Genomic DNA, 26,021 nt, shown 5'->3' on the forward strand with positions numbered 1-26,021 from the left:
TGTGGAGAACGAATCGAGCGGGTCCTCGATTCATGATGAGATAAAATACCTTCTACGGAGGAACGCAATGGCTGCTACCCGTGAAATCGTCGCGTGCAAGATTCATCCGGCAATCGGGATCGCCCGCGTCGGCAATAGCCCGGACAAGTACTTTATCGGCCCGGAAGTGCCGGGCCTGTGCGAAACGCCGCGCGGAGGCTACAAAGACGCCGGGGAGCCCCGCAAAGGTGTTCCGCCTCGCGTCAAACGTCAAGCGGCCCGATTCCGCATCTTCGGCTACGATCGCGATGGCAACGCCATCCGAGAGATTACCGCCGGCGAAGCCATCATCACCTGGTCCGTTCACCTCGCGAACAAAAAGGCGGAGTGGTTTGAGTTTCGGGGACGTGATGGAGAGCACGGGACGCCAAAAGCGCCGCGGCGAAATCCCAAAGTCACGGATCGCCAGTCGTTGATCATTGATCCGGGCAAGAGGACGATCGGAGGCCCCGGTCAGTTGGCCCACTTCGCGGGCGGCCAATTCATGGGCATCCCGGTTCCGCTGGGCGAAATCCGCACAGAAAAGAATGGCCGGCTCCTTGTGATCGGCGGCTTCGGCAAATCGGGGACCTCGGACCCGACGCGGCCCATCACGCACTACGCCAACAACGACGGCTGGTACGATGACGTTTCCGATGGCCCGGTGACCGCCCAGGTCACCCTCACGGACGGGCGACAGTTGACCGCGATGCCTGCTTGGGTGATTGTCGGCCCGCCGGATTTCTCGCCCCCGACCAGGCATTTCGTCACCTTCCACGACATCGCGATGGAGGCGGCAATCAGCCGGGGACGGATGCAAGCGCCATCCCGCCCTTCTTTCACTCAGGACATCTATCCAATCTTCGCGCGCACTCTGGACTTGCAGTGGGTACAGCAGGTCGCCTTGATGGGTCACGGACCGGGGGCCGGGGGCGGGAATTTCTCGACGACTCTGGCGGAGCTGGCTAGCAACGGGCCAGACCACAAAGAGTTTCGCCAGAGCATTTTCGGCAGGCTCCGAAATCCCAACGCCACGGGCGCAGCAGCCAAGCAGCAGGCGAACCGGGGCTTCATGCCTCTGCTCTCGGGGGATGAGGGAGACAAGGTTTCGGGCAAGCCGGGGACGTGGCTCTCACTCACTAAGACTCGGTACGAGTTGATGCGACGATGGGCCGAGGGGGAATTCGAGGCGGACTGGAAGGGTGAACCCATCCCGTCGCGCAAAGTGACGCCCGAGGGTCTGGATAGGGCGCCGCTCGAGAACTGCTCGGGCGGCCCGTTCTACCCGGGCATCGAAGCCGGCTGGCTTATGCGCAACCCCGAAGTCTATGCCGAGCCATTCCGGTTTGATCACCGGCAGCTTGCACCAGGCGACGTGACCAAACGCAGCGCGTTGCCCTGGCAGGCGGACTTCTTCGAATGCCGCGAGCACTGGTGGCCCGCGCAACGGCCCGACGAGATCTTGACGCTCGCGAGCTACAATAGTCTCAAGGAACTCGAGCAGCAGATGGCGAAGCTCAACCCTAAGAGCAAAGCTTTCCAGAACCTTCAAGCGCAACGCGACGGGCTATGGCGCGAGCGAGAGCCGTGGGCGAGAGGGCTGCCCGGCGAATCGCCCGCCGGTGACAACGCGATGGTGAACGACTGGCACCGACTGGGGTTCCTCGTCAATCAAACGAAAGACGGCGCCCCGCTGACGCTGAACGGTTTGACCCAGGTCGTCGAGACTGAGCGAGACGAATCTCTGAGTACAGAGGCGTAGTGAAACCCTTGTCCGATAGAAACTGTGAAGTGCCGGTTGTGGAAAGATGAAGATGAAACGAATCGATGCGCTGGTGCTTGGAGGCGGACCCACAGGCAGTACGATCGCGTTGACGCTCGCACGCGCCGGGCGCGCGGTAGTGCTCATCGAACGCTCGCGTTATGAACAGCCGCGCGTCGGCGAGACGCTTGCGCCCGCCGCCCGGCTTAGCCTGGCCAGCCTGGGTTTGTGGGAGCGATTCGAGCGGCAAGGCCACGCGCAGTCTTACGCGATCCGCTCAGCCTGGGGCGAGCCGAAACTCTACGAACAAGATTTCACGTTTCACCCCTACGGCTCGGGCTGGCATCTCAATCGGCAGTCGTTCGATACAATGCTCGCCGAAGCCGCCGCGGAGGCTGGCGCAACGGTTTACCTTGGAGGCCGTCTGGAGGAAACTGTGCAAGAGGCGGGCGACGCTTGGTGCGCCAGCCTGAGGCATGAGGGCGAGCGTCACCGATTCCAGGCTTCGTTCGTGGTGGATGCCACCGGGCGAGCAGCTTCATTTGCGCGGCGCAACGAGGCGGTCAGGAAAGCGCACGACGCCTTGGTCGGAGTCGTCGGGTTCTTATCGCCGCGTGCAGGTCGAGTCACTCCCGAATTCTACACGCTGGTGGAAGCTAAAGAGTCCGGGTGGTGGTATTCGGCTCTGCTGCCCGACCTGCGAATGATCGGCATTTTTATGACCGATGCCGATTTGCTACCCCGCGGACGCGGCCCGCTACTCGCGTTTTGGCAGGCGCGGCTGCAGCAGACCGATTACACGCGGGCGCGTCTTCGCTCGTTCAAGATCACTCATCCCCCGCGAGTGGTTGTAGCTAACAGCTCAACCCTCGACCGCATTACGGGCAGCGGTTGGCTGGCAGCCGGTGATGCCGCGATGGCTTTTGACCCGCTTTCATCCCAAGGTATTTCACAAGCGCTGGAATCAGGCGCACGCGCGGGCCAGGCACTGGAACGCCATCTCGCCGGAGATGCTGAAGCGCTGCATCAGTATGACACCCAAACAAAGACGGTTTTCAGGCGCTACGCGCAACTCTATGAAGGCTACTACGGTCGCGAGCAACGCTGGCCGCAGTCCACCTTCTGGCAACGAAGGCACGCTTCGTCTAAGCGAATGGCGCTCGATCATATTCCTACTTCAGCGACAGAACAACTCACGAAAGGAGACGACAATCATGAGCAACGCTAACGACAATCGCACGGGACGGAGAGAATTTCTGCTGGCTGGCGCGGCAGCTACCCTCGGACTCGCATACCGCGGAATTCCTGAGATCACCGCCGCCAGCCCGACTATCATTGTTCGCGGGCATCGCGCGGGTTTGCCAGATCCACCTGCTACTCACGGGATGCTGCTTTTCGGAGAAAAGAGCGTCTACCTTTCTCACCTGCCAATGTTCAGTATGCCGGTCCATCGTTATCAGGTGATTCTGGAGGTGACCCTCACAAAGGCCGGCAGCGACCCGCAAGCCGCTTATGTGCAGGACCGCCGGCAGCACCCCTCGACGAGAATCTATACCTTCGAACCGGAGCCCTTCGTCCTGCCGGAACTCGACCCGAAGAATCCGCAGCGCAGCTCGTTTAAGGGCACCATCTTTCGCGGCCATTTCGAGCGCGGCGGGAATCCCATCAATGAGAAAGTGGTCGCGACTGTTACCAGAGTCGTCCATTTTCGCAAGTTCGACTCTGAGGCGGCCGGCTTACCCCAACTCGAGTACTTCCTCTTTGGCAAAGGTCAGGACCTTTTCCTGGCCCACTTGATCACCAGCCCACCGGACTTCGATCAAGTGCTGTCTGTGAAACAGGTCGACAGGAAGTTCACGGACGAAGAGCTAAGCAAGGGCGCGCCGATCATTTTCCCGGGTAAGAAGAATACGCCGGGCCAGAGGATCAAGGCGGCACAGCAAGTGAGCGGGCAGGTGAAAGAGGCCGCTGGAGCCGCGACTAAGACGGTGAAGCTCCGTCCAGGTGTTCAGTTTTACTTCGAGTCAGGGGAGCTGGCCTCGTAGCAAGCTGCTCCTGGGGAAAGCTCACAGTAGCATCCGTGAAACCGAAGCATCACTCGCGGGTTGTCATTCCTGGGGGCGCGTCAGCTTTTCGCGCATACCCACGCCTGCCAGAGACTGTCGTGGGTGGGATTCCAGGAGTTTTCACACGGTCTCTGGCAGGCGTGGGTATGCGCGAAAATCTGACGCGCACCAAAGTAACGATCGAAACAAGCACGTCATTCGAGTTCTCAGCGGTCTTGACTGGCACGGTTTGACCTAGTAGAAGATCCGTTGTCGATGGAGTCGGCATGAGCCCGCGATGCGCACTTCAGCATCATGGGCCATCGTAATATGACAGGCCCGCCACAAAAGTTTCCGCTACATGATATCGCACTCGATGACTATCGGATTGATGGCGTCGAGGGAGTCTTGACGCCCGCGCTTGCGATCTATCCCGAGATAGTCGACGCCAACATCCGAACGACTTTGCGGTTATTAGGCGGCGATGCTAATCGCTGGCGGCCTCATGTGAAAACGGCGAAGCTTGCGTACATCATGCGACGGCTGGTTTCCCACCACGGCATCGCGAACTTCAAGTGCGCAACCGCGCTCGAGCTGTCGACGGTGTGCGAGGCCGGCGCTGCGGACGTCGTTGTTGCCTATCCAATGGTTGGCGCTAACGCTCGCCGGGTGAGAAATATAGCAGAGCAGTTCTCTAAAACTTCCGTGTCGGCCCTGGTTGAATCTCGCGAGCACATCAAGCCCTGGCAAGGAAGCCGCGTCGGACTGTTCATTGACCTGAACCCCGGAATGAATCGATCCGGCATCGAGCAAGATCGAGTAGATGAAATAGTCCAACTCGCGCGAGCTATAAAGAATACCGGTCAGGCCTTTCGTGGGCTGCACTATTATGACGGCCATCTCTCCTCTCTCGCTCTCCCGGAACGCGAGAATGTCGCGCATCGAGGTTACGATCGCCTGATGGAAGTCACCGCCGCCTTCGAGCGCGCGGAAATTGAGATTGCAGAGATCATAACCGCGGGGACGCCGGCCTTTCCATGCACGCTCTCCTATGCGGCTTTCGCAACATCTTCGTTCACTCATCGCGCATCGCCGGGAACGGTTGTGTACAACGACTGCTCCAGTATGGGCCAACTGCCGGCGGAGTACGGCTATCGTCCGGCTGCGGTCGTTGTTTCAGCGGTTGTCTCTCACCCATCGCCCGGCCGCTTCACTTGCGACGCGGGACACAAAACGGTTTCGGCTGACTCGGGCATTCCAACATGCGCCGTGATCGGCCGGCCGGAGTACCTGCCGTCCAAACCGAGCGAGGAACATCTTCCAATTGACTTCTTCGAGGGCTCACCGCCAGCCATAGGCGATGCGCTTTATCTTGTCCCCAGGCACATCTGTCCAACGGTTAACAACTTTGATCACGCGCTGCTGGTTGAGAGCGGCCGCATTGTTGGAGTGGAGCGGGTAACTTCTCGCGGCCGCGAAGCGCCGGTCACATGACTCTGAATCTGTTATTGCGATAGTCGCTCAATGGCTTGTTGTAGCGGCGGGTTGATTCTGACTGCGAACCTGTTGTTTGTAGTAGTCCGCGATGTATCTTCTCATTCCAAACTCTGCCCAACTCATGCCGTAGCGCCTGGCCTCCGCAATAGCGCGCTGCCCGGTCCAGCCATCGTGCCAGATGCGATAGATAGCGGTGATAGTTCCCGTTCGATCGGAGCCGTGCTTGCAGTGAATGAAAACCGGCTGGTTCTCGGGATTATCGATTATCGCCAATACGCTGGAGACCTGTTCGTTTGACGGCGCGCTCAGGCCCGGCATCGGGATGTTGAAGTAGCGCAGCCCTGCGGACTTTGTTTCGCTTTGCTCTGCGCTGATGCGCTCGTCTTCGCCCCGCAGGTTTATTATCGTCTTTATGCCAAGCTCCGCCAGTTTTCTTATACCCCCGTCGCGAGGTTGCGCGCCGCGGTACAGTCGTTCGCTTACTTTGTGAAAATTGGGAAGCTCCTTGTAGCTGGGTTCCTGCTGAGCCTGGCTTGCCGCCGCGAGCAGCATCAGGGCGCACACCACGGCGCTCAACCTGCCAGTTCGATTTTTCATTTTGATTTGAAGCTTACTCGAGTCTTCGCGCGCCGAATGCGATTCCTACTTGTTTCGGCTCGTAGTGACTACGACGCCCTTTGTGTCGATGCGCGAGTAGTAGTCGTAAACGTAGCGCTTCAACGAACCGTGACCCATGCCGTAGTCAAAGTCGTATTGCTTCATCTCCTGGAAAGCCTGTTCTGCCGTCCATCCATCGTGGGTGATCCTGTAAATCGCGCTCATAGCTCCAGTGCGATGGCGGCCGCCGGCACAGTGCACGAATACGGGTTGGTTTGCCGGGTCATTCACTATCTTCAGGAAGAGCTCGGCCTGCTCGGGGGAAGGCTGGTTTTTGTCGCTCATTCCTATGCGATGGAACTTCATGCCTTGCGCCTCGACCAGGGCCTGCTCTCGATCTACGCCGCCCATTTGGAGGTCTATGACTGTCTTCACTCCCATCGCAGCCAGGCCCGCATAGTCTTGCTCTTTCGGCTGAGCTCCTCGGTAAAACGTCTCATTGACGCAACCGAAATTCTTGACCTGGCACTTCGGTGTTTTGTTGCCCTGTGCGGCTTGCGCGACTGAAAGGATTGCTAATGAGATAAAAACGGATGTGACGAATACGAATACAGGTGAGAGTTTTCGAAACGCGCGCATCAGATCTCCTTCCTAAAACCCACAAAACCAATTGCTCGATTTTCCAGTGAGCAGGATTATGGTACCTTGAGTTCCGTGAGCCTGCAACGAAAAACTTCGCCGCAACAACTTCGTATGATTTGCTCGCTAAAAGGCCCCAAAATACGCATTGAACCCGTACGCAATTCACCGCCGGGAGGCGCAAGAAAGTGACCGACCAGCCTATTCTTAAGGAGCGAGCCAGAACGTTTTTCGCCGAGCTTCAAGACCACATATGCTCGGCGCTCGAACTGCTTGACGGCGAAGGCCGGTTTCGCGAGGACCTCTGGACGCGCGACGAAGGGGGCGGCGGTCGCACGCGGGTGATGGAAGACGGCGCGATGTTCGAAAAAGCCGGTGTGAATTTCTCGGAAGTCTTCGGACACTTCGACGAGGCGTTTGCCGAGAGGCTTCCGATTGGCGACGGCACCGAATTCTTCGCAACCGGAGTCTCGCTGGTACTCCACCCTTCCAACCCTTTCGTACCGACGGTCCACGCAAACTTTCGCTATCTTGAACGAGGCTCTGGAAGTTGGTTTGGCGGCGGCACCGATCTCACACCGTACTATCCATACCTTGAAGACGCGATTCACTTTCACCGAACGTTGAAGGATGCTTGTGACGAGTTCGACCCGGAGTTTTACCCGCGCTTCAAGAAATGGTGCGACGAGTATTTTTTTATTAAGCATCGTAATGAAACGCGCGGAGTGGGCGGTGTCTTCTTCGACTACCTGACCGGCGATTCAGGGCACGAACAGCCTTCCGCGAGCGACGAACGGTCCACAGATCACCGCAGCATCGAATCCATCTTTGAGTTTGTTCAGCGGATTGGGCGTTCTTTTCTTCCCGCCTATCTTCCGATAGCGGAGCGCCGGAAGGGTGAGCCCTACACCGACCGCGAGCGACAATTTCAGTTGCTCCGGCGTGGACGCTACGTTGAATTCAACCTGGTCTATGATCGCGGCACGCACTTTGGCTTGCAGACACAGGGACGCACCGAGTCTATCCTGATGTCACTGCCTCCGCTTGTGCGCTGGCAGTACGAGTATCATCCCGAACCCGGCACGCGAGAAGCCGAAGCGTGGGAGTTCTTCCATCCACGTGATTGGTTGAAACTGGGTGAATGAACGGAAGGTTCCGTTGTTCGGCTGGCTGCTGAGTGCTAAATTATTCAGCGCGATCATCGAATGAGGAGCAAGCTATGGCGGCGCGCAAACGAAAAGAGTACGGCGAGTACATCGTCTCAGACTCGAAGATCTGCGGCGGGGACTTAACCTTCAAGGGCACGCGTGTGCTGGTGAAGGATGTTCTTTACTATGTCGCAAAGGGCAAGGATTGGGATTGGATTCCCAAAGCTTACGATGGAAGGCTCAGTCACGAGGCTATCGCTGAAGCGGTTGAGCTGGCGCGCGAGGCGTTGGCCGCAAGCACCGAGAACGAGGAGCAAGTTATGGCGGCACGCAAACGAAAAGAGTACGGCGAGTACATCGTCTCAGACTCGAAGATCTGCGGCGGGGACTTAACCTTCAAGGGTACGCGTGTGCTGGTGAATGATGTTCTTTACTATGTCGCGCAGGGCAAGGATTGGGATTGGATCGTCAGCGGTTATCACGGCATTAGTCGGGAAGCAATTGCAAAGGCAATCTCGCTCGCGAGTGAGTCTTTGATCGCGAAGGTCGAGACTCGTCGCCGCGCGGCATGAACGCTCGGAATGGAAAAGAGATCGCCTGGTAACCGAAACGAAGAAATGAGATAGGCGGAGGAAGGCTGTCACAATCTCACGATGTCAACGGTCCTCAGGCAAGAAGGATATGAAATCGTGATTCGCTCCAACGATCACGAGCCTGCTCACGTCCATGCCTTTAAGGGAGACGGTGAAGCGAAGATCAATCTCGATCCGGTTGAGGTGAAGCAAGTCTGGAATATGAAGAGACAGGTTGCGCGAAAGGCGAAACGAATTGTCTCCGAGAACCAGGAGTATTTGTTGCAGAAATGGGAAGAGATCCATGGAAGATAGAGCGTTCGATCAAGAGTATGAGAGAGCGAAACGGGCAGCCGCACGAGCCGATCGAATTGAGCCGCGTGCCAAGTCCGCGCGCTATGATCGCCGAACGAATCGCATAGTCGTGGAACTGCGCAACGGGGCAACCTTCATGTTTCCGGCCGAGCTGGCGCAGGGGTTGGCGGGAGCATCGCCGAAGGATCTGGCTGAGGTGCAGGTAACGCCATCTGGCGCCGGGCTTCGCTGGCCCAGTCTCGATGTCGACTTCAGCTTGCCGAATCTTTTGGCCGGGGAGTTCGGATCGAAGAGTTGGATGGCAAAGCTGGGCCGCAATGGCAGAGGTGATGTTCGAAGGGAACAACCTTTGAAAGCAAGAAGCAGTCGGCGATCGAAGGCGTAGTAACCAAGCTCAAGCTTCCGTCGATGCTACATGCACGCAACCAGGTGTCCGGGCGATCGCGGGCCATCACTACCGCTCGGAGCCGTCATTGTCGACCTATACTATTCGCGTTCCCGGCGTCCTTTGCCGCGGCCACCCGCCGTCGCGGAAACCCGCTCGACTTCCGACATGACCCTCAGCAGATTCTCACCCAGAATCTTCTTGATATCCCCGTCCGAGTAGCCGCGCTTCATGAGCTCATATGTGATTGTCGGCAGCTTGGAAATGTCTTCCATTCCCACCGGCAGTCCTGTCAGCGGAACGCCGTCGAAGTCTGAACCGATGCCAACGTGATCCACCCCGGCCACCTTGGCTATGTGATCTATGTGATCCATCAGAACCGAGAGCGGCGTTTTCCCCGGGTCGTTCGCAACTCGCCACTTCTCGACCTCGTCTTGCACCCGCTTCGGTTCGTTCGGATACGTGACCTTCAGTTCGTCTTCCATGCTCCGCGAGCGCAGCGCGAGTTCCGCTTTGCGAGGATCCAGGAAGCCATCATAGAAATTCACCATCACCACACCGCCGTTCTTGGCTAAAGCTTTCAGCATGTCGTCGCTCATGTTTCGAGGATGGCCGGCAATGGCTCGCGCCGAAGAATGCGAAGCAATGACCGGCGCGCGAGTCGTCGCGATAACGTCGTAGAAGGTCTTATCCGCGACGTGCGAAATGTCCGCCATCATTCCTATGCGGTTCATCTCTCGGATAACTTCGCGTCCGAAATCCGTCAGGCCGTTGTGATGCTTCACGCTCGGGTTGTTTATGTCGCCTTCAGAATCCGCCCAGTCGTTGGTGTTCGTATGAGTGAGCGTCATATAGCGAACGCCCAGTTCGTAAAACATCCGCAGGGCGTGAAGGCTGTCTTCGATTGCGTGGCCGCCTTCGATCCCCATCAACGCGGCGATCTTTCCGCTCTTCACGATGCGGCGAATGTCGGCTGCGGTCGAAGCCGCCGCGAGGGACTCGGGGTGACGACGGATTTGTTCGTGGACGACCGCAATCACGTCGAGCGCACGGCGGGCCGCGCCTCCCCCTTCAGCGGGCTTCTTATTGACGAACTCTTTTCCAACGTACACGGCGAAGAACTCCGCCCCGAGGCCGCCGGCTTTCATTCGCCTGAGATCGGTGTGGGTCTTGACCTTCGCGTTTGGATCATCGCCACGCATTCCCAAATCGAATCCGTCGTCGACAAGCGGAGACGTGATGTCGTTGTGGGTGTCGATGACGATCGACTGGCGATGGAGCTTCTCAGCTCGCGCGCGTAGAGCGTCTTCAGTCGATTGCGATGGAGCAGCCGGGCGGCGCCGCGGCTTCTGCTTTTGCGATGTGGCCGCAGTGGAGCCGGAAACAGCCGCCGCCGCGAAACCTCCAGCCGCAAGCGCTGCGGCCAGGCAGAATGCCAGCGAGAGTCTTAGAAGCGATGTGCGCATAGGTGTGAGAGTCCTTTTCGTTGGAAGTGGGGGTCTGGCCCGCCTATCTTGCAGTGTAGTATCCACGCCGCGCGCGTACTTGAAGGCCCGGCCGCTTGACCTCTACGCGAATCGCTCTGAACGTGCCGGGGCGCGGCTCGACCTTGCTGTAGTAAGTCAGCACATACTGCGCTCGAACCTCCGCAGCCAGCCGCTTGTATATTTCGTCCAGGTCGCGTGTTTCCTTTTTCTGGTCTTCGTAGATGGGTGGAAAGAATGCGCGGCCGCCGGTGTCTTCGCACATCGCCTTCAACACGAACTCACCTGCCAGGTCCTGAACGTTAGGCGAAGGCGCAACACCCGTCGAGTGCACGCCGTAGATAACCGCGTCCGATTTCTGCGCTTCGTTGAGCGCTTGCGCCAGCGTTGAAGTCGAGACCGTATCGGTGCCGTCTGACAGGACCACCATCACGTGCCGCCCCTCCGCGGGGCGCAGATATCTGGCGGCCGATATCATTGCGTCATACAGCGCGGTCGCGCCTTGCGCCTTTAGCTGTCCAAGCGCGTTGACAAGCTGATCGACGTCAGAAGTGAACTGCAACTCGATCCTTGCTTCGCTCGATACGCTCATCAGCGCGGCCTGATCGCCCCGGCGCATCACGTTTCGAAAGAACTGGGCCGCCGCCCGTTGCTCGAAGTCAAAGCGGTGCCGTATCGAGCCTGAGGTATCGAATAAGAAGATCAGCCGCAACGGGATCTGCCCTTCGCGATAGAAGCCGGCGATGTCTTGAAGTGAGTTGTCCTCGTACAACTCGAAATCTTTTTCGGTTAGATCGTTGACCTGATTGCCGGCCGAATCGGTGACCGAGGTAATCACCGTGACCAGATCGGCTTTCAGCTTTATGGGTTTGTCTTCCTGCGAGTCTTCGGTGGCGCGGCGCGGACGGGTTTCTTCGGCGGGAGGCGAAACGGGCCGGCGTCCTTGCGATTGCGAAGGCGGTTGAGGTTTCGGAGGCGGAGGCGTTGGTCTGCCCGACTGGGCAAACGCGAAGGCAAAAGGTAAAAGGAGAAAGGCAAAAGGAAAAAACATCAGCAGCGCTTGAACGTCGCGTCCGAGGTTTTTCCTTTTTACTTTTGCCTTTTGCCTTCGAATCATATCCTCGCTTCCGACGCTGCTGCCTTCGAGAGATACGCCGCGCGCCATTCTTCAAAGTCCTTCAACGCAAGCTCGACCTGGAGATGGCGCCGGTCGACTTTGCGCCTGAGCCGCCGCCGGTCTGCTTCGTCCAACGGCAGCAAAAGCGCGAAGGTTATGTTCATCGGCTGAAAGTTCCTGACGTCTGCGTTCGCGATGTAATTCGTAAGGCTCCCCATCGCGCTCCGGCGGGGCGGGGCCTGCGGCTTGCGCCCGCGCGCAAGTTCAGCCGCGTGCACGCCCGCCATGAATCCTGTCGCCATCGCTTCGATGTATCCCTCGACGCCGGAAATCTGTCCCGCGAAGAGAACGCGCGGCTGAGCGCGCATTTGCAACGTCTCGGTGAGCACAGCCGGCGCGCAGATGAACGTGTTGCGATGAATCTGACCGTAGCGAATCATCTCAGCTTGTTCGAGTCCGGGGATTAAACGAAGCACGCGCTTTTGCTCGCCGAACTTCAGATGGTTTTGAAACCCGACCAGGTTGTAGCTGTCGGCCATCAGAGTTTCCTGCCGTAGCTGTACAACCGCGAAGGGCTGCCGATCGGTGCGCGGATCGCGAAGGCCAACCGGTTTCATCGGTCCGTAACGCAACGTGTCGCGGCCGCGACGCGCGATTTCCTCGATTGGCAAGCAGCCTTCGAAATACATCGTCTTCTCGAACTCGTGCAGCGCAACTGACTCTGCCGCGAGCAGCGCGTCGTAGAAGCGATCGTACTCCTCTTCATTGAACGGGCAGTTGAGGTAGTCGTCCCCGCCCTTTCCGTAGCGCGCCGCGCGAAACGCAATTTCGCAATTGACCGACTCCGCATCGACTACCGGCGATATCGCGTCGTAGAAGTAAAGTTGTCCGGCGCCGGTCAGTCTGCTGATCTCTTCAGTAAGCGCAGGCGATGTGAGCGGGCCGGTGGCGATAACAACCGGTCCCTCGAGTTGCAGAGTTTGAACTTCTTCGCGCAGCACTTCGATGTTCGGATGAGAAGCGATTCGGCGGGTGACCTCTTCAGCAAACCGCTCGCGATCAACCGCGAGCGCTGAGCCTGCGGGCACCGAGTTCTGGTGAGCTACGCTGATGAGCAACGATCCCCCGCGGCGTAGTTCCTCCTTGAGAAGATATGGCGCGGTGCCGGGCTCATCCGTCTTCAGAGAATTCGAGCACACGATCTCACCAAGGTTCGCGGTCTCGTGAGCGGGAGTCGGACGCACAGGGCGCATCTCGTACAGCCGAACTCTGACGCCGCGCTCGGCAGCTTGCCAGGCGGCTTCCGAGCCGGCCAGCCCGCCGCCGATTACTGTTATTTGTGGGTCGTTGGTCATCTGAGATCAGTTGATAGGGCTCGATGCTGAGTTCGCTTCGATTCTAGCATTCGCGCGCGAGGGCTATCAAACTACGGGACTGAGCAGGACGGTTCAATAGCATTGGAAGACCGCCGTTGAGGTGACGCGCGCGTGCTACAATCACGGGCAATGGACAGAGAACGACTCAAGAAGCTGCTGGAACAGGTGAAGGCGGGGCGCGTTGACGTCGACGAAGCCGTCGACAAGATGGCGAGCCTGCCTTACGAAGACATCGCCTTTGCGCGAGTCGACCACCATCGCGACCTGCGGCTTGGGTTTCCTGAAGTCATTCTTGGCCAGGGCAAGACCGCTCAACAGATCACTCAGATCGCCGAGCGGATACTGACCAACAGCTCGAACCTTCTTGTCTCGCGAACGACAGAAGAGGTTTTCAGCCACGTTCGCGAGATCGCGGCTGACGCTGAATTTCATTCGGAAGCACGGATGATTTCTGTCCAGCGAGATAGAACTGAACGCGGAGACGGAACGATCGCCATCATCTCGGCAGGAACGTCTGACATTCCGGTCGCGGAAGAAGCAGCAGTCACCGCGACGGCGATGGGGAACCGGGTTTCGCGCGTCTACGACGTCGGGGTTGCGGGCATTCATCGGCTGATGGGAGCCCGGCCGGAGTTCGAATCCGCTCGTGTGATCATTGTTGTGGCCGGGATGGAAGGCGCGCTGCCGTCTGTGGTAGGCGGGATGGTTTCCGTGCCGGTGATCGCAGTACCAACGAGCATCGGCTACGGCGCGTCGTTTGATGGGCTGGCGGCGTTGCTTGCGATGCTCAATTCGTGCGCTTCGAATGTAACTGTGGTGAATATCGATAACGGCTTCGGGGCGGGTTTCGTTGCGAGTTTGATCAATCGTAAGAGGAAGTAGCTCAGGAGTCCGTAGTAGTCAGTGTTAATGCCGTCTGACTGAGGACTACGGACTAGTGAGTTTCGCCTTGACCATATCGCTGAGCGCCTTTCCATCAACCGTCTTGCCTTCAAGCTTCGGACGCACCGCCTTCATCACCGCGCCCATGTCCTTTATCGACGAAGCTCCCAGTTCTGCGATCGTTTCTTCAACTGCCCGAGCTATGTCCTCTTCAGAGGCGGATGCCGGCAGGTAAGTCTGAATGATTCGCGCTTCGTTCTCTTCTTTGAGGGCAAGTTCTTCGCGGCCACCGGCTCGAAACTGCTCGGCAGCATCGCGACGCTGCTTCAACAGCGTGTTTAGCACCTTCATCGCTTCGGTGTCGTCGACCGCTCCCGGCAATTCTGTCTCGCGGAGCGTGAGCGCGGTCTTGACCATTCGAAGCGCGCTGAGCCGCTCGGCTTCTCTGGCCTTCATAGCTTCGGTTAGGTCGCGATTGATCTGATCAACAATTGGCATTTATGTCTCCAAGAGTAACGAGCTGGTTTCAGAAAGCTTACAGACAGAAAGGTTGAACTTCATGTACTTGGGCGCTGCACAACTCAACGCGCGCACCGCCGGTCGCCCAATCACCAGTCTATGCGTTGCTCCATCTTCAAACTCTCCTCAAGATACATCGTTGCAGTTCCCTGCATCAAGATCAGGTGATACCCTCCCTCCACTGGCTTGCCGGGATGTATTCGCCAGCCCGATTCATTGACAAACCCTCAACCCAAAAGTAACCTTCTGATTGAACGTTCATCTCCTGATATCCGTTTAGCTGTTCACCATTATGAAGCACGCAATCTACCCTGGCATTGCCCCTGAAGACGATCCCGACATTGAAGTCACCTATCCGGAAGAGCCGTCCGCCTCCGCCGGGCTGTGGACCGAGGTCAAGTCGATCACCCGCGACATAATCTTCGCCGCGGTGATGGCCGTGTTGATCGTCGTTTTCGTCGTTCAGCCCGTTAAGGTCGAAGGCACTTCGATGCAACCGCGCCTCGAGAATGACGAGCGCATCTTCGTCAACAAGTTTGAATACAACTTCACTCCGATCGAGCGCGGCGACATAGTCGTGTTCTGGTATCCGGAAGATCCGACGAAGTCGTTCATCAAACGCGTAGTCGGCTTGCCGGGTGAGAGCATCGATATGGACCAGTTTGGCCACCTCACGATAAACGGGCACGCAATCGAGGAGCCTTATCTGGCGCCCGAACGCAACCAGGCGGCTCGCTCGCGCTGGAACCAGGTGCGCGCCGACTTCAAGTACGTCAAGCCACATTATTATTTTGTGATGGGCGACAACCGCGATGCTTCCAACGATAGCCGCTCGTGGGGGTTGGTGCCTGAAAAATACATCTACGGCAAAGCGATGTTTCGATACTGGCCGTTTCCGCGAATCGGATCGCTGAACGGCACGGTTGACATCGAGGACGAACGGTAGCAGAGACCTTAGGTAGCATGGACTTTAGTCTGTGTCTCTGTCTCGCGACGAACGCACAGATCAAGATCGATGCTACACTTCATCTAATGCGCTCCAGGCTGACGCCCCTAGTCAAACTCTTCTACAATCCGCTTCAAGCGATGTCTGAAATCTCGGCCGGGGCGCCGTACATCACAGGCGCCGCGCTCTCGCTCGTGGCAACCTTCGCTTACTACGAGGTGCTCAGCGGAAGGCTCGTTAAAATCATCAACGCCTTCAGCCGCGAGCGTTCGATGGGATTGTTCGCGCCATTCCTCCTGTTTATCTACCGTGTCGTCCTGGGTATGATCGGCCACGCTGCACCAGTGCTATTTCTGGTTGTTGTGTTCGTTCCCGCGTGCCTGCTGGCTGCAAGCTTGATCCAACGACGAGCGAGCTTCAGCGTGCTGCTTCGTCAAGAGTATGCCCCGCTGGCGAGTTGCGCGCTGTTTGCTTGGGCGGCCGCGCACTTGATCATGCTGATTCCGGCGACCTTGATGTTCGAGCCGGGAGGCCCAGACGCCGCGGCGCTGGAAGCCACGCTCCGGCTCGTCCCGCTGCCTTACTTCGTCTTTCTGATGTTGATCGGCGTGCGCGTTGTGCTGCGCGCGAGCTATGGTCAATCAGCGGGGGTCGTGGTGCTCGGGTCGCTGTCATTGCTCGCTCTACCGCTCCTTCCAAAATTGCTTTTCATACTGACCTCTCCGTTTCTGCTCATCCTTGTCATCATCCTGCTAAGAAACTTGTTGGGGGATATGGTGAGCGCGCAGCGCGCGCGTGAAGATTTCAAGCGAAACCTCGAAGCCGCAACGTTGAACCCCGCCGACGCCTCGGCGCATTACAACCTCGGGCTGATCTACCAACAACGACGCCAGTATGAGGAAGCCAAGTCGAGCTTCAATCGGGCAATCGAGATCGACTCCGAAGAGACCGACGCGCATTATCAACTCGGCCGGATCGCTAGCGAAGAAGGCAGACTCGCCGATGCGATCAATCACTTCGACGCCGTGGTTAGCCGCAGCCCCGAGCACAGCCTGAGCGAAGTGTGGCGCGAGATCGGCCACGCTTACTTTGAAGCCGCGCAGTACCAGGACGCGCGCGCGGCTTTCGAGCGATTTATCGATAAGCGGCCGTCGGACGCAGAAGGCCGCTATCGTTATGGGCTGACGCTTCATCGATTGGGCAGGTCTGATGATGCGGCTACTGAGATGAAGGCTTGCATTGAAGCGGTGCGCACGTCGCCGGCTTACAAGTACCGGGCTGAGAAACATTGGGCAAGCGAAGCGCAGGCTTTCTTGCGTTCGCAGGGCGTGGTGGTGGGTGGTCAGTGACGAAGGATGACCAACTGGGGGATAAACTTGCTCCGCGATGTCGTCTCCGGCTAACAGCTCTTGCGCGAACCTCGATAAGGAATTCGTTGAACGCAATCCTGGCAATTGAAGACGCACGAATCTGGCGACGACGAGGCTTTGGCGCCCCGAAGCCGAAGTCATAGGCAATGAGTTATACTGACGACTGCGAGTGAGGAATAGATGGCACGTCGTCAACCCAGCGAGAGACGGATAGAAACCTCCAGGCGCGTAGCACGGCCGCTAAAGCTCACCCGAAGTCTGCAGCGCAATCAGATCAAGCTTGTGTGCAGCGAGATAGCGCGCGAGTTTCATCCCGACAAAATCGTGCTCTTTGGTTCTCACGCCTATGGCAACCCGCGCCTCGGGTCGGATATTGATCTGCTGGTTGTAATGCCATTCGAGGGAAGCCCGTTCCGACAGGCGTCTGTAGTTCTCGGCCACGTGGTACAGGCCATTGGCATAATGCCCTTGGATTTGCTCGTGCGTACTAGCCAGCAGGTACAGGAAGAATTCAGATGGGTGACAGCTTTATGCGAGAGATCATCAAGCGGGGACGGGTAATGTATGAAGCCGACCACTCTTGAGTGGATCAGCATAGATTCTGAGAAAGGATTATTCACTGAACGCAATCCTAGCACTCGATGACGGAAGAGTATGGCGAGGCCGCGGCTTCGGCGCCGAAGCCGAAGTTGTCGGCGAAGTGGTATTCAACACTTCGATGACCGGCTATCAGGAAATCCTCACCGATCCTTCTTACTGTGGGCAAATCGTGACGATGACCTATCCGCTCATCGGAAACTACGGCGTAAACGACGAAGACCAGGAGTCGCGCCGCGTGTTTGCCGAAGGCTTCATCGTGCGCGAGCTGTCGCGCACCTATTCGAACTGGCGCGCCGGCGAGTCGCTCGATGAATACCTAAAGAAGGCCGGTGTCCCCGGCATTTCCGACATCGACACACGCTCGCTCGTTCGGCACATCCGCGAGCGTGGCTCGATGAGAGGATGTCTTTCCACTTCCCAGACCGACGAACAAGCTGTGACCGAGCGAGCTCGCAGCGCGCCCGAGATGATCGGGTCAGATCTCGCCTCGGTAGTCACATGCCGCGAGCCTTATGTGTGGACCGACGATCAATCCCATGCTTATGGCTCGCCGCGACTGCTTCACCCAAACGCCAAAGACGGCGCAAAGAACGCCCCGCGCTTTCATGTGGTCGCGTATGACTTCGGCTTGAAGCACAACAGCCTTCGCAACCTCGCGGCGCTCGGCTGTCGCGTGACCGTGGTCCCCGCTCACACTTCTGCTGAAGACGTGATCGCGATGAAGCCCGATGGTGTGTGGCTGTCCAACGGCCCGGGCGATCCCGAGCCGCTGACCGGCGTTGTGACCAATCTGAAAAGGCTGATCGGCCGCTACCCGATCTTTGGCATTTGTCTTGGGCATCAACTTATGGGTCTCGCGTTCGGCGGCCGCACTTATAAACTGCCGTTCGGGCATCACGGCGGGAACCAACCTGTGAAGGACCTGACCACCGGGCGGGTGGAGATCACGGCACAGAATCACGGGTTCGCTGTTGATGCCGACTCGCTTCCTGCCGATTGCGAAATCACGCACATCAACTTGAATGACAATACGGTCGAAGGTCTCAGGCACCGAAGCCTTCCGGTTTATTCGGTTCAGTATCACCCGGAGGCAGGGCCTGGCCCGCACGATCCATCGCACCTTTTTGACACATTCGTCGTCACTATAGAGCAACACTCTCGGCCCAAGTCTGAGCTTTAAGCTCAGCAGAGCCGGAACACGTACTCCTTTGAAGCAGATTGCTCGATATTGCTTGATAAAGACCGGCAACCAGGAGGGCCATTAGCGAATCATACTGCTGGCTCCTTATTACGAGGAGAGCAAACAATCACAGAACAAACGGAAAGGTAGAGTCGGATGAAACCTCGAAAAATCACGCGAAGGAGCTTGCAGGCAGGATTGCTTGCGTTGGCAGTCAACCTGATCGCCACTGCGCCGGCAGTCGCCCAGTCTGCGCACAGCTTTCCAAACATAAGAGTCAAGAATTTCGGCCAGCTCGACGAACGCTTTTATCGAGGCGCGCTGCCCAAAGAGGGAGACTTCAAGGACCTTGCTGCGTTGGGTATCAAGACAGTTATTGATTTGCAGGATGAACCAGTCAGCTATGAAAAGCGCGCCGCCGAAGCCGCAGGAATGCGCTACGTCAACATTCCAATGAGCGATTCCAGACCTCCGCGAGAGGAGCAGATCGAACAGTTCTTGAAGCTTGCAAATGATCCGGCAACCGGAACGTTCTACGTGCATTGCCTGGGCGGCCGTCACCGAACCGGCGTGGCAGGCGCCGTCTACCGCATGAACAAGTACGGATGGGATTTCGATCAGGCTTACAAAGAAATGAAGGACTTTGACTTCTACACGCGCTGGGGTCACGGCGCGCTGAAAGATTACGTGATGGACTACGCCGGAAACCTAAAGTCGATCGAGGTGTCGGCAGGCCACTCGAGCGTCAACAAATAACCGAACACCAAAGGCCGCTCCGGCTTCGAAGCGGCCTTTCCTCTCTGGTGACGATCATAGTCACCGCTTCCTACCGTACGATACAGGCGTACAGTCTCTCTCGTTCCGTGTACGCTTGCGAGACAGCCCGCCTGAATTCAGTCGCAACAACGAAGCAAAAACACCCTAAATCGCCCTCCTTATGTGGAATGCGGTTTGTCCTTAAATCGGATGGAGTAATAACCGAATTTTTGCCAAGGGGGAAACGACTATGTTGCTTCGAGGAAAGGTTCGCCGCTTCACGCTCGCGTTGACAGTACTGACGTTGGGTCTATCCGCCCATGCCGCGGATGACAAATCAGACAAATCAAAATCTAAGGACAAGGATCGCGCCGTGGGCACGCCGGTGCTTTGGCGAGAACCTGCCGATATCACTTCGCTCAACTTGCTGCTTGGACCCGGCGGCGAGGAGATGAAGCCCGATGTCAGTAAAGTCACTTTCATCAAGGAGGAGAAAGGCGGATGGTCCAAGAAGTATCGAGTCGTCGACGGCGGCGGCCATGAATGGGTGGCGAAGATCGGCGTCGAAGCCCAGCCTGAAACGGCAGCCACTCGATTGCTCTGGGCCGCCGGCTATACCACGGACATCAACTACCTGGTGCCCAGCGTCACGATCGAAGGGTTGGGAACTTTTAAGAACGTGAGATTCGAAGCGCGGCCGAAACACATCAAGCGACTAGGCGAATGGCAATGGGACCACAACCCATTCGTCGGCACGATGGAGCTTCAAGGCTTGAAGGTCATGATGGTGTTGATCGGCAACTGGGACATCAAAGACAGCAACAACAAAATTCTGCGCGTTCACAACGAACAGACTGGAGAAGACGAGCTGCGCTACATGGTAAGCGATCTCGGCGCGACCATTGGCAAGACCGGTGGGCTCATCACCCGAAGCCGCAACCAGCCGGCGGATTTCGCCGAGGCGAAATTCGTCGATGTGCTAAAGAACAATCGAATCGACTTCCACTATAGCGGAAAACGGAAGGATATGGTTCGCGACATCACTATCGGCCAGGCCAGGTGGATCGGGCAGTTGTTGTCGCGCTTGAGCGACGAACAAATTAGCGACGCCTTCCGCGCCGCCAACTACAGCCCGCAAGATGTCGCGATGCTGGCCCAAACGGTGCGCGGGCGAATAATAGAACTGGCCGCACTTCCGCAATCTCAAACTGCTGGCGGCAGCGCTATTCAACGATAGCGGACACCGGGTCGGGCGAGGACAGTGACTCGCTCGACCGCGCGATCGAGCCGGCTCTACTTGATCAAGTGATATTCGGTCTGACGCTTGAGCACCCACGATGCGCGGCCCGACTCATCTATGACGGCATCTTCTTCTGCCCCTACCCACAGGTCTTTGTTACCCCACTCTCGCACGGGCGTGGTTGCGGAAAGCTCGATCGAAAACCATGTGCCGGGCAGCACCAACACGTCGCCGCGTCCGGGAACGCCTTGCTGACGATCCCACAAGCCAATAAGCGGTCCCGCGCCGTGGCCGTGATCGCCGATCGGATGAGTGTAAATCGATCCGTTGATTCCTTCAGCCTTCATCGCCGCGAGCGTGTCCATCAGCACTTCATTGCCCGAGCGGCCTGGCTTTATTCGCTCCATCAACAAATCCTGTAGCCGATTCGCATTTGCAAGTGCGCGCTTGATTCCGGCTGGGACATCGGTCTCGCCGTCGCGCAACACGTAACCCATATGCTGCGTGTCGGTGTTCAATCGCATCGCGGTAATCCCGAAGTCGACGTGCAGAACATCGCCGCGCTCGATCACCGTGGGGGCGTCTTCTGCGAGCAGATTCACGCCGGTTTTAGATGACTTTTGAACTCGCACCGAAGGATGAAACCACGTGCCGAGTCCCAGGTTGTTCACCTGCTGACGCAGCCACCAAACGACGTCTTGATCCGTAGACTTTCCCGGCGTGATGACTTCATTCGAAAACGCGCGGCCGATCAGCGAGTGAACAGTCTCCATCATCCGGCGATAGATTGGCAGCATCTCAGGCAAGCGCATCTCAACGTATTCAAGCGCGAGATTCTCAGCCCGGACGATTCGCTTCAAATACTCAGGCCCGAGCGTGCTTTCGAGTTTTTCGTGTTCGCCTGCCGACAAGCCGTCCGAGAACGCGTGGGTATGCGAGATGTTGATCGCGATGGTCGCGGGCTTACGCTCTGCGATCAACTTCTTGAGCAGCACCCATTGACCTTCCCCGTAAATTTCGCGGCCCTCGACTTCGGGATCGCGATAGACTGCGTACAGCCCGCCGTTCGAACCTCCGCCGAGCGCCAATCGCTCGATGCCCTTCTCTTCGCCTCCATCGAAGAAGACATAGATTGTGCGGCGGCGCGCTGCAAACATAGTCGGCGACACCAACGAGAAGAACACCGGGTCTTCGTTGTATTCGCGGCAGATCACCAGCCACATCTGCACGCCGTGCTTGCGCATGAGCTTCGGCAGCACGCGCTCCAGGCGAAGCTTCAACCATTGCTGTTGGGTTTCGGCTTGTTCGCGCAGCGGCGGGACGGGCTTAGGAGTTTGTGCGAGTGAGATAGGTGCGAGGAGCGAAACGCTAAACATCAGGACGAGTATGCCGAACCGGTGAGCGAGAGACTTGATCATCGTGTCCTCCGAAGAAAACCTTCGAGATGTCTGTCAAAAGCGCGATTAGTTTGCCGCTTGACAGCCATCGTCGCAAGCCATAACGTCGCTGCGTGCCCGGCGAATGTTCTCTTGCGAAAGCCAGCAGGCAGGATGCCTGCGCTCCCAGGGAGGTTAAGACGGTGCTCTATCGATTTCAAAAACACACTACTTCATTGATGGCGGTCTTGGTTCTTCTGGTCGCTTCCGTCCAGGCTCAACAAACGCAAGGTCTCCCTGCCGACAAGCTCGAGAAGATCGAGAAAGCGATCACCGCGCAGATGTCGCGGCAGGGGATACCCGGACTCTCAATAGCTGTCGTAGTCGATCACAAGCTTCGATGGTCGAACGGCTACGGGACCGCGGATGTCGAGAACTTTGTTCCCTCGAAAGCGACTACGGCATATCGGCTCGGCTCGATATCGAAGCCGATCACCGCAGCGGCGGTTATGCAATTGGTTGAGCGTGGCAAGCTAGATCTGGATGCGCCGATTCAAAAGTACTGCCCGGCGTTTCCCGCAAAGCAATGGCCAGTCACCGCCCGGCTCCTGCTTGGTCACGTGGCCGGCGTCCGTCACTACAAAGGCGAGGCCGAGTACGGCAGCACTCGTCACTACAACAGCGTTGTCGAAGGACTCGACATGTTCAAGGACGATCCGCTTCTGTTCGAGCCAGGCACAAAGTATTCCTACACGACTCACGGTTTCGCTGTTTTAGGTTGCGCAGTCGAAGGCGCTTCAGGAATGAGTTTTCCAGACTATGTGCGTGAAAACGTCTTCAAACCGGCGGCGATGGATCGCATTCGAGTAGACAACGTCGCGGACATCATTCCGAATCGCGCGCAAGGCTATGTGAAGACTCAAAGCGGCGAGTTGCACAACTCCGGCCTGGCCGATACCAGCTACAAGATTCCCGGTGGAGGTTTCATCTCTACTGTAGAAGACCTGGCCAGGTTCGCGATCGCAATGCAGACCGGCGCGCTTGTGAAGAAGGAAACGCTCAACCAAATGTGGACATCGCTTAAGACTCGCGACGGCAAGGAGACAAGTTACGGATTGGGATGGAGAGTGGACGAGCGAAACGGAATGAAGGAAGTGCAACACGGCGGCGCTCAACAGCGAGTGAGCACTATGCTGTACACGATTCCCGAAAAGGGATTGGCCGTTGTGCTGATGACGAACCTTGAAGGAATCGGCGGCGGACTAGCGAGTCTTTCGAGGCAGATTGCTGACATTGTGCTCAAGTAATCAGGCCACGAAGGACTCAAAGACACGAAGATTCACAAAGTCTTTGTGCTACTTCGTGGCTTCGTGTCTTTGTCCGTTCGGCTTATTTACCCATCACTCCCAACTGCCAGAACAAGAAGCTCAACTCATCCGTCTGATCTTCGATTATCTGACTCACCGGCAAGCCACCCGAGTGACCAGCCTTTGTGTTGTAATGCAAGAGCACCGGCCGGTCTGATCCGGTCGACGCTTGCACGAGCGCCGTCATCTTGCGCGCATGAAGCGGAGCCACTCGCGTGTCCGCGTCGCCGGTGACGAACAGCACCGCCGGGTACTTCTCGCCTTTCTTTACGTGTTGGTAAGGCGAGTAGGCGTGAATGTACTTGAACTGCTCGGCGTTTTCCGACGAGCCGTACTCGGGAACCCAAAACCGCGCCACCAGAAAACTCTGATAGCGAACCATGTCCAGCAGCGGGTAAGAGCACACCACCGCCTGAAACAAACCGGGCCGTTGAGTCATCGCCGCTCCAACAAGCAAGCCGCCGTTCGAGCCGCCCGATATCGCGAGCTTCGAAGGATTCGTGTACTTGTTCTTGATCAGCCATTCAGCGGCGCCGATGAAGTCGTCAAAAACGTTCTGCTTGTTCGCGAGCATTCCCGCCTTGTGCCATTTCTCACCAAACTCGCCCCCGCCGCGCAGATTCGGCAACGCGTAGACTCCTCCGCTCTCGGCCCAGTACGCCGCGAGCGACGAGAAGCTTGGCGTGAGCGTCACGTTGAAGCCGCCGTAGCCGGTGAGAAACACCGGATTATTCCCGTCGAGCTTCAGACCTTTCTTGTAAACCAGAAACATCGGGACCCTGGTCTTGTCTTTCGATTCATACCAGACTTGCTTCACTTCGATCTGATCGCTCTGTACCGGTACGTTGATGCGCGCAAACACTTCCTGCTTACCCGAGGCCACTGAGTAGCGATAAATGGTGGTCGGCTGAGCGAACGAGCTGAAGGTGTAAAAGCCTTCGTCGCGGTCCCAGTCGCCGATCATCCCGCTCGAGCTGCCGAGCGTCGGGAAAGCAATCTCGCGAACCTGCTTGCCGGACGGATCAAACACCTTGATCGTGGCGGCGACGTTCTCGAGATAGCTAACGAACAACTTGCCGCCGACCGCCGAAACACCACTGATCACGGAAGGGCCTTCGGGAACAACCTCGCGCCAGTTATCGCGCGTGGGTTTCTTCAAATCGACGTCGAAGATGTGACGATTGGGCGCGTTCCAGTTAGTCAGCAGGTACAAATGATCGCCGGCGATGTCCGTCATGAAGCCTGCGTTGATGTCGTTGACGATTGGCGTGATCGGACCGTTGGTCGTGAGGTCCTGGAAGTAAAGCTCAGTCTTATCGCCCGCGGACCCGTGGCTCGCGACCAGGAAAAGATAATGGCCATCGGGCGACACACTTGCTCCTACGAAGACCTGGGGACCGTACCCTTTGCCGAAGACTTCCACATCCTTTGAAACATCCGAGCCCATCGCGTGATAGAAGATGCGCCCGCCAACGTTGTTAGTGAATCGCGAATAATAGAAGCCGCTCTTGTCAGGCTTGAGCGAAACTCCTATGCGGCCCTTTGGCAATCGGTCGGGAAGATCCTTGCGAGTATCGACGTCCATCAGCTTAACGGAGACTTCATCTTCTCCGCCTTGCCGCACGCCGTACACCATCAGCTTGCCGTCTTCTGAGATATCTTGAATCCCGACCGACGTCATTTGATCGGTGCTCATCGTGTTCGGATCGAGCAACACTTCATCTTTCCCGTTGAATCCGTTTCTGATGTATAAGACCGGCTGGTTCTGATCAGCGCGACGCTTCGAAAAGAAGTAGCGGTTGGCGCGCGCTCTCGGAACGCCGATGGTGTCGATCTTCAGCAGTTGTGTCAGGCGTTCGCGAATCTTGGTTCGAATCGGCAGAGCTCCGAGCGTAGCCGCGGTGTACTTGTTTTGGGCGCTGATCCACGCTCGCGTATCGGGGCTGTTCTGGTCTTCGAGCCATCGATACGAATCCGTGATGGTAACGCCGTGAAGCGTTTCCGCGACGTTATCAACCCGGGTCACGGGCGGAGTCTTGTGCTCCTGGGCGGAAACTACAAAACCAAGTTGTGTCAGAACCATCGCAAGCAGGAACATCGCAGTAGATCGGACAAAATTCTTGTATTCCAATTGATACCTCGCATTTCCAGAGATGAGATCAATCAGCCTCTTCGATCCCCTTCGCCGGACGTATTCGCACCCGCCCTGGTGAGGCCGTCACGATGGCCCCTGATTCCAAGCCGGTCCCGTGCAAAGCAAGCACTCGAAGACAGACAGTTGACTGTTGCCTTGCGCCAAGGCTTACGAGTCGCACTATGCCGCAATGAGGTTTCCCAAACACGATCGCCAACTCACCGAAGTCCTTGTCCAGCGTCACCAAGACGCGGTCCTCGTCGTAGGCTCTCGCCAATGTCTCATCGTCCCCGGGGTCTTCTGACCAGTCGCCCGACCAGACGACGTCGTAGCCCGCCGCTCTAAGCTCTACGGCAACGCCACCCCAGACACATGTGTCGAGGAGGAGTTTCATGCACCCGACTCGACAAGAAGTGGCTCTATGCGCTCGTGACCAACCAGCCTGTGCGCGTAAGCCAGACAGGCCTGAATGTCCTCAGCTTCAAGCCACGGGTAGCCTTCAAGGATGGTTTCTTGGGTGTCGCCGGCAGCGAGCATGCCCAGCACGTGCTCGACGGCAAGCCGTCGTCCGCGAATGATCGGTTTGCCGCTGAAGATTTGGGGGTTCACCGTTATGCGTTTGAGTAGTTCTGCTTCTTCCATCGTTACTCCTCAACGAATCCTAGCATGCGAAGCACTCGCAAACACGTGGCAAGC

General features: G+C 57.5%; 26 protein-coding genes. 16 read left to right on the forward strand and 10 right to left on the reverse strand.

Going from position 1 to position 26,021, the window contains the following annotated elements:
* Positions 1-67 precede the first annotated feature (67 nt).
* The 4 genes from AABO57_06190 to AABO57_06205 all read left to right on the forward strand — a co-directional run bounded on the left by AABO57_06190 (position 68) and on the right by AABO57_06205 (position 5,319).
* The gene (locus AABO57_06190) at positions 68-1,780 is read left to right on the forward strand and encodes a LodA/GoxA family CTQ-dependent oxidase (protein MEK6285312.1); all 1,713 of its coding nucleotides are present in this window, start codon (positions 68-70) and stop codon (positions 1,778-1,780) included.
* A gap of 52 nt (positions 1,781-1,832) precedes the next feature.
* Positions 1,833-3,008, forward strand: coding sequence for a tryptophan 7-halogenase (locus tag AABO57_06195; protein ID MEK6285313.1), 1,176 nt, complete (start codon positions 1,833-1,835; stop codon positions 3,006-3,008).
* Complete coding sequence (locus tag AABO57_06200) at positions 2,995-3,825, forward strand: hypothetical protein (GenBank protein ID MEK6285314.1); 831 nt, start codon at positions 2,995-2,997, stop codon at positions 3,823-3,825. The genes AABO57_06195 and AABO57_06200 overlap by 14 nt, the downstream gene beginning before the upstream one ends.
* A gap of 330 nt (positions 3,826-4,155) precedes the next feature.
* Complete coding sequence (locus tag AABO57_06205) at positions 4,156-5,319, forward strand: alanine racemase (protein ID MEK6285315.1); 1,164 nt, start codon at positions 4,156-4,158, stop codon at positions 5,317-5,319.
* Positions 5,320-5,346: 27 nt separating this feature from the next.
* Here the strand turns inward: AABO57_06205 and AABO57_06210 are convergent, their stop codons facing one another.
* Together AABO57_06210 and AABO57_06215 are read right to left on the reverse strand one after the other, a co-directional pair.
* Complete coding sequence (locus AABO57_06210; GenBank protein ID MEK6285316.1) at positions 5,347-5,919, reverse strand: dual specificity protein phosphatase family protein; 573 nt, start codon at positions 5,917-5,919, stop codon at positions 5,347-5,349.
* Between the two features lie 45 nt (positions 5,920-5,964).
* Entirely contained in the window at positions 5,965-6,558 is a 594-nt protein-coding gene (locus tag AABO57_06215; GenBank protein ID MEK6285317.1) for a tyrosine-protein phosphatase, read from the reverse strand.
* A 188-nt stretch (positions 6,559-6,746) separates the two neighbouring features.
* On the opposite strand from AABO57_06215, the gene hemF reads away from it, so the two are divergent.
* The 4 genes from hemF to AABO57_06235 all read left to right on the forward strand — a co-directional run bounded on the left by hemF (position 6,747) and on the right by AABO57_06235 (position 8,978).
* Positions 6,747-7,703: an oxygen-dependent coproporphyrinogen oxidase gene (hemF, locus tag AABO57_06220; protein MEK6285318.1), complete on the forward strand. Its 957-nt coding sequence runs from the start codon at positions 6,747-6,749 to the stop codon at positions 7,701-7,703.
* Between the two features lie 74 nt (positions 7,704-7,777).
* Positions 7,778-8,278 carry a DUF433 domain-containing protein gene (locus AABO57_06225; GenBank protein ID MEK6285319.1) on the forward strand — a complete coding sequence of 167 codons (501 nt, stop codon included), beginning with the start codon at positions 7,778-7,780 and terminating at the stop codon, positions 8,276-8,278.
* Between the two features lie 117 nt (positions 8,279-8,395).
* On the forward strand, positions 8,396-8,593 hold the full coding sequence (locus tag AABO57_06230) for a DUF4160 domain-containing protein (GenBank protein ID MEK6285320.1): 198 nt from the start codon (positions 8,396-8,398) through the stop codon (positions 8,591-8,593).
* Positions 8,583-8,978 carry a DUF2442 domain-containing protein gene (locus AABO57_06235; protein MEK6285321.1) on the forward strand — a complete coding sequence of 132 codons (396 nt, stop codon included), beginning with the start codon at positions 8,583-8,585 and terminating at the stop codon, positions 8,976-8,978. The genes AABO57_06230 and AABO57_06235 overlap by 11 nt, the downstream gene beginning before the upstream one ends.
* A 101-nt stretch (positions 8,979-9,079) precedes the next feature.
* On the opposite strand, the gene AABO57_06240 is transcribed toward AABO57_06235, so the two are convergent.
* The 3 genes from AABO57_06240 to trmFO are packed head-to-tail and all read right to left on the reverse strand — an operon-like array spanning position 9,080 to position 12,934.
* Positions 9,080-10,444: a dipeptidase gene (locus AABO57_06240; protein ID MEK6285322.1), complete on the reverse strand. Its 1,365-nt coding sequence runs from the start codon at positions 10,442-10,444 to the stop codon at positions 9,080-9,082.
* 43 nt (positions 10,445-10,487) lie between these two features.
* Entirely contained in the window at positions 10,488-11,579 is a 1,092-nt protein-coding gene (locus AABO57_06245) for a VWA domain-containing protein (protein ID MEK6285323.1), read from the reverse strand.
* A complete protein-coding gene (gene trmFO / locus AABO57_06250; GenBank protein MEK6285324.1) occupies positions 11,576-12,934 on the reverse strand; it encodes a methylenetetrahydrofolate--tRNA-(uracil(54)-C(5))-methyltransferase (FADH(2)-oxidizing) TrmFO in 1,359 nt (452 codons plus the stop codon). The genes AABO57_06245 and trmFO overlap by 4 nt, the downstream gene beginning before the upstream one ends.
* Before the next feature lie 150 nt (positions 12,935-13,084).
* Here trmFO and larB point away from each other — a divergent pair, with 150 nt between their 5' ends.
* Entirely contained in the window at positions 13,085-13,837 is a 753-nt protein-coding gene (gene larB / locus AABO57_06255; GenBank protein ID MEK6285325.1) for a nickel pincer cofactor biosynthesis protein LarB, read from the forward strand.
* Between the two features lie 45 nt (positions 13,838-13,882).
* Here the strand turns inward: larB and AABO57_06260 are convergent, their stop codons facing one another.
* Positions 13,883-14,335 (reverse strand): GatB/YqeY domain-containing protein, encoded by a 453-nt coding sequence (locus AABO57_06260; GenBank protein ID MEK6285326.1) that lies wholly within the window; start codon positions 14,333-14,335, stop codon positions 13,883-13,885.
* A gap of 313 nt (positions 14,336-14,648) precedes the next feature.
* Between AABO57_06260 and lepB the strand changes: the two genes are divergently transcribed.
* The 6 genes from lepB (at position 14,649) to AABO57_06290 (ending at position 20,445) form a co-directional block, all read left to right on the forward strand.
* Positions 14,649-15,302 carry a signal peptidase I gene (gene lepB, locus AABO57_06265; GenBank protein ID MEK6285327.1) on the forward strand — a complete coding sequence of 218 codons (654 nt, stop codon included), beginning with the start codon at positions 14,649-14,651 and terminating at the stop codon, positions 15,300-15,302.
* 17 nt (positions 15,303-15,319) lie between these two features.
* Complete coding sequence (locus AABO57_06270) at positions 15,320-16,651, forward strand: tetratricopeptide repeat protein (GenBank protein MEK6285328.1); 1,332 nt, start codon at positions 15,320-15,322, stop codon at positions 16,649-16,651.
* 201 nt (positions 16,652-16,852) lie between these two features.
* Positions 16,853-17,233, forward strand: coding sequence for a nucleotidyltransferase domain-containing protein (locus AABO57_06275; protein MEK6285329.1), 381 nt, complete (start codon positions 16,853-16,855; stop codon positions 17,231-17,233).
* A gap of 58 nt (positions 17,234-17,291) precedes the next feature.
* Positions 17,292-18,452 (forward strand): glutamine-hydrolyzing carbamoyl-phosphate synthase small subunit, encoded by a 1,161-nt coding sequence (gene carA / locus AABO57_06280; GenBank protein ID MEK6285330.1) that lies wholly within the window; start codon positions 17,292-17,294, stop codon positions 18,450-18,452.
* A gap of 156 nt (positions 18,453-18,608) precedes the next feature.
* A complete protein-coding gene (locus AABO57_06285) occupies positions 18,609-19,208 on the forward strand; it encodes a tyrosine-protein phosphatase (GenBank protein MEK6285331.1) in 600 nt (199 codons plus the stop codon).
* 250 nt (positions 19,209-19,458) lie between these two features.
* Positions 19,459-20,445 (forward strand): hypothetical protein, encoded by a 987-nt coding sequence (locus tag AABO57_06290; GenBank protein ID MEK6285332.1) that lies wholly within the window; start codon positions 19,459-19,461, stop codon positions 20,443-20,445.
* 56 nt (positions 20,446-20,501) lie between these two features.
* Here AABO57_06290 and AABO57_06295 read toward each other — a convergent pair whose 3' ends face one another.
* A complete protein-coding gene (locus AABO57_06295) occupies positions 20,502-21,866 on the reverse strand; it encodes a M24 family metallopeptidase (protein ID MEK6285333.1) in 1,365 nt (454 codons plus the stop codon).
* Positions 21,867-22,027: 161 nt separating this feature from the next.
* On the opposite strand from AABO57_06295, the gene AABO57_06300 reads away from it, so the two are divergent.
* The gene (locus AABO57_06300) at positions 22,028-23,131 is read left to right on the forward strand and encodes a serine hydrolase domain-containing protein (protein MEK6285334.1); all 1,104 of its coding nucleotides are present in this window, start codon (positions 22,028-22,030) and stop codon (positions 23,129-23,131) included.
* Positions 23,132-23,213: 82 nt separating this feature from the next.
* Here AABO57_06300 and AABO57_06305 read toward each other — a convergent pair whose 3' ends face one another.
* From AABO57_06305 to AABO57_06315, 3 genes are read right to left on the reverse strand one after another with little or no spacing between them, the layout of a single operon-like run.
* The gene (locus AABO57_06305) at positions 23,214-25,322 is read right to left on the reverse strand and encodes a prolyl oligopeptidase family serine peptidase (protein MEK6285335.1); all 2,109 of its coding nucleotides are present in this window, start codon (positions 25,320-25,322) and stop codon (positions 23,214-23,216) included.
* A gap of 28 nt (positions 25,323-25,350) precedes the next feature.
* Positions 25,351-25,719 (reverse strand): DUF5615 family PIN-like protein, encoded by a 369-nt coding sequence (locus tag AABO57_06310; protein ID MEK6285336.1) that lies wholly within the window; start codon positions 25,717-25,719, stop codon positions 25,351-25,353.
* The gene (locus AABO57_06315) at positions 25,716-25,967 is read right to left on the reverse strand and encodes a DUF433 domain-containing protein (protein MEK6285337.1); all 252 of its coding nucleotides are present in this window, start codon (positions 25,965-25,967) and stop codon (positions 25,716-25,718) included. Before AABO57_06315 ends, AABO57_06310 begins: the two co-directional genes overlap by 4 nt.
* Positions 25,968-26,021 lie beyond the last annotated feature (54 nt).

The organism is Acidobacteriota bacterium, assembly GCA_038040445.1.
In the GTDB taxonomy this organism is placed as follows: Bacteria; Acidobacteriota; Blastocatellia; order UBA7656; family UBA7656; genus Onstottus_A; species Onstottus_A frigus.

What these genes read in the sequence shown, in the direction of transcription:
- AABO57_06310 (MEK6285336.1), bottom strand. Translation starts at nt 25,719, where the DNA reads ATGAAACTCCTCCTCGACACATGTGTCTGGGGTGGCGTTGCCGTAGAG.
- AABO57_06215 (MEK6285317.1), bottom strand. Translation starts at nt 6,558, where the DNA reads ATGCGCGCGTTTCGAAAACTCTCACCTGTATTCGTATTCGTCACATCC.
- AABO57_06235 (MEK6285321.1), top strand. Translation starts at nt 8,583, where the DNA reads ATGGAAGATAGAGCGTTCGATCAAGAGTATGAGAGAGCGAAACGGGCA.
- AABO57_06285 (MEK6285331.1), top strand. Translation starts at nt 18,609, where the DNA reads ATGAAACCTCGAAAAATCACGCGAAGGAGCTTGCAGGCAGGATTGCTT.
- AABO57_06315 (MEK6285337.1), bottom strand. Translation starts at nt 25,967, where the DNA reads ATGGAAGAAGCAGAACTACTCAAACGCATAACGGTGAACCCCCAAATC.
- trmFO (MEK6285324.1), bottom strand. Translation starts at nt 12,934, where the DNA reads ATGACCAACGACCCACAAATAACAGTAATCGGCGGCGGGCTGGCCGGC.
- AABO57_06205 (MEK6285315.1), top strand. Translation starts at nt 4,156, where the DNA reads ATGACAGGCCCGCCACAAAAGTTTCCGCTACATGATATCGCACTCGAT.
- AABO57_06245 (MEK6285323.1), bottom strand. Translation starts at nt 11,579, where the DNA reads ATGATTCGAAGGCAAAAGGCAAAAGTAAAAAGGAAAAACCTCGGACGC.
- AABO57_06295 (MEK6285333.1), bottom strand. Translation starts at nt 21,866, where the DNA reads ATGATCAAGTCTCTCGCTCACCGGTTCGGCATACTCGTCCTGATGTTT.
- AABO57_06290 (MEK6285332.1), top strand. Translation starts at nt 19,459, where the DNA reads ATGTTGCTTCGAGGAAAGGTTCGCCGCTTCACGCTCGCGTTGACAGTA.
- AABO57_06225 (MEK6285319.1), top strand. Translation starts at nt 7,778, where the DNA reads ATGGCGGCGCGCAAACGAAAAGAGTACGGCGAGTACATCGTCTCAGAC.
- AABO57_06260 (MEK6285326.1), bottom strand. Translation starts at nt 14,335, where the DNA reads ATGCCAATTGTTGATCAGATCAATCGCGACCTAACCGAAGCTATGAAG.
- AABO57_06275 (MEK6285329.1), top strand. Translation starts at nt 16,853, where the DNA reads ATGGCACGTCGTCAACCCAGCGAGAGACGGATAGAAACCTCCAGGCGC.
- AABO57_06190 (MEK6285312.1), top strand. Translation starts at nt 68, where the DNA reads ATGGCTGCTACCCGTGAAATCGTCGCGTGCAAGATTCATCCGGCAATC.
- larB (MEK6285325.1), top strand. Translation starts at nt 13,085, where the DNA reads ATGGACAGAGAACGACTCAAGAAGCTGCTGGAACAGGTGAAGGCGGGG.
- AABO57_06200 (MEK6285314.1), top strand. Translation starts at nt 2,995, where the DNA reads ATGAGCAACGCTAACGACAATCGCACGGGACGGAGAGAATTTCTGCTG.
- lepB (MEK6285327.1), top strand. Translation starts at nt 14,649, where the DNA reads ATGAAGCACGCAATCTACCCTGGCATTGCCCCTGAAGACGATCCCGAC.
- AABO57_06270 (MEK6285328.1), top strand. Translation starts at nt 15,320, where the DNA reads ATGGACTTTAGTCTGTGTCTCTGTCTCGCGACGAACGCACAGATCAAG.
- AABO57_06195 (MEK6285313.1), top strand. Translation starts at nt 1,833, where the DNA reads ATGAAACGAATCGATGCGCTGGTGCTTGGAGGCGGACCCACAGGCAGT.
- AABO57_06210 (MEK6285316.1), bottom strand. Translation starts at nt 5,919, where the DNA reads ATGAAAAATCGAACTGGCAGGTTGAGCGCCGTGGTGTGCGCCCTGATG.
- AABO57_06240 (MEK6285322.1), bottom strand. Translation starts at nt 10,444, where the DNA reads ATGCGCACATCGCTTCTAAGACTCTCGCTGGCATTCTGCCTGGCCGCA.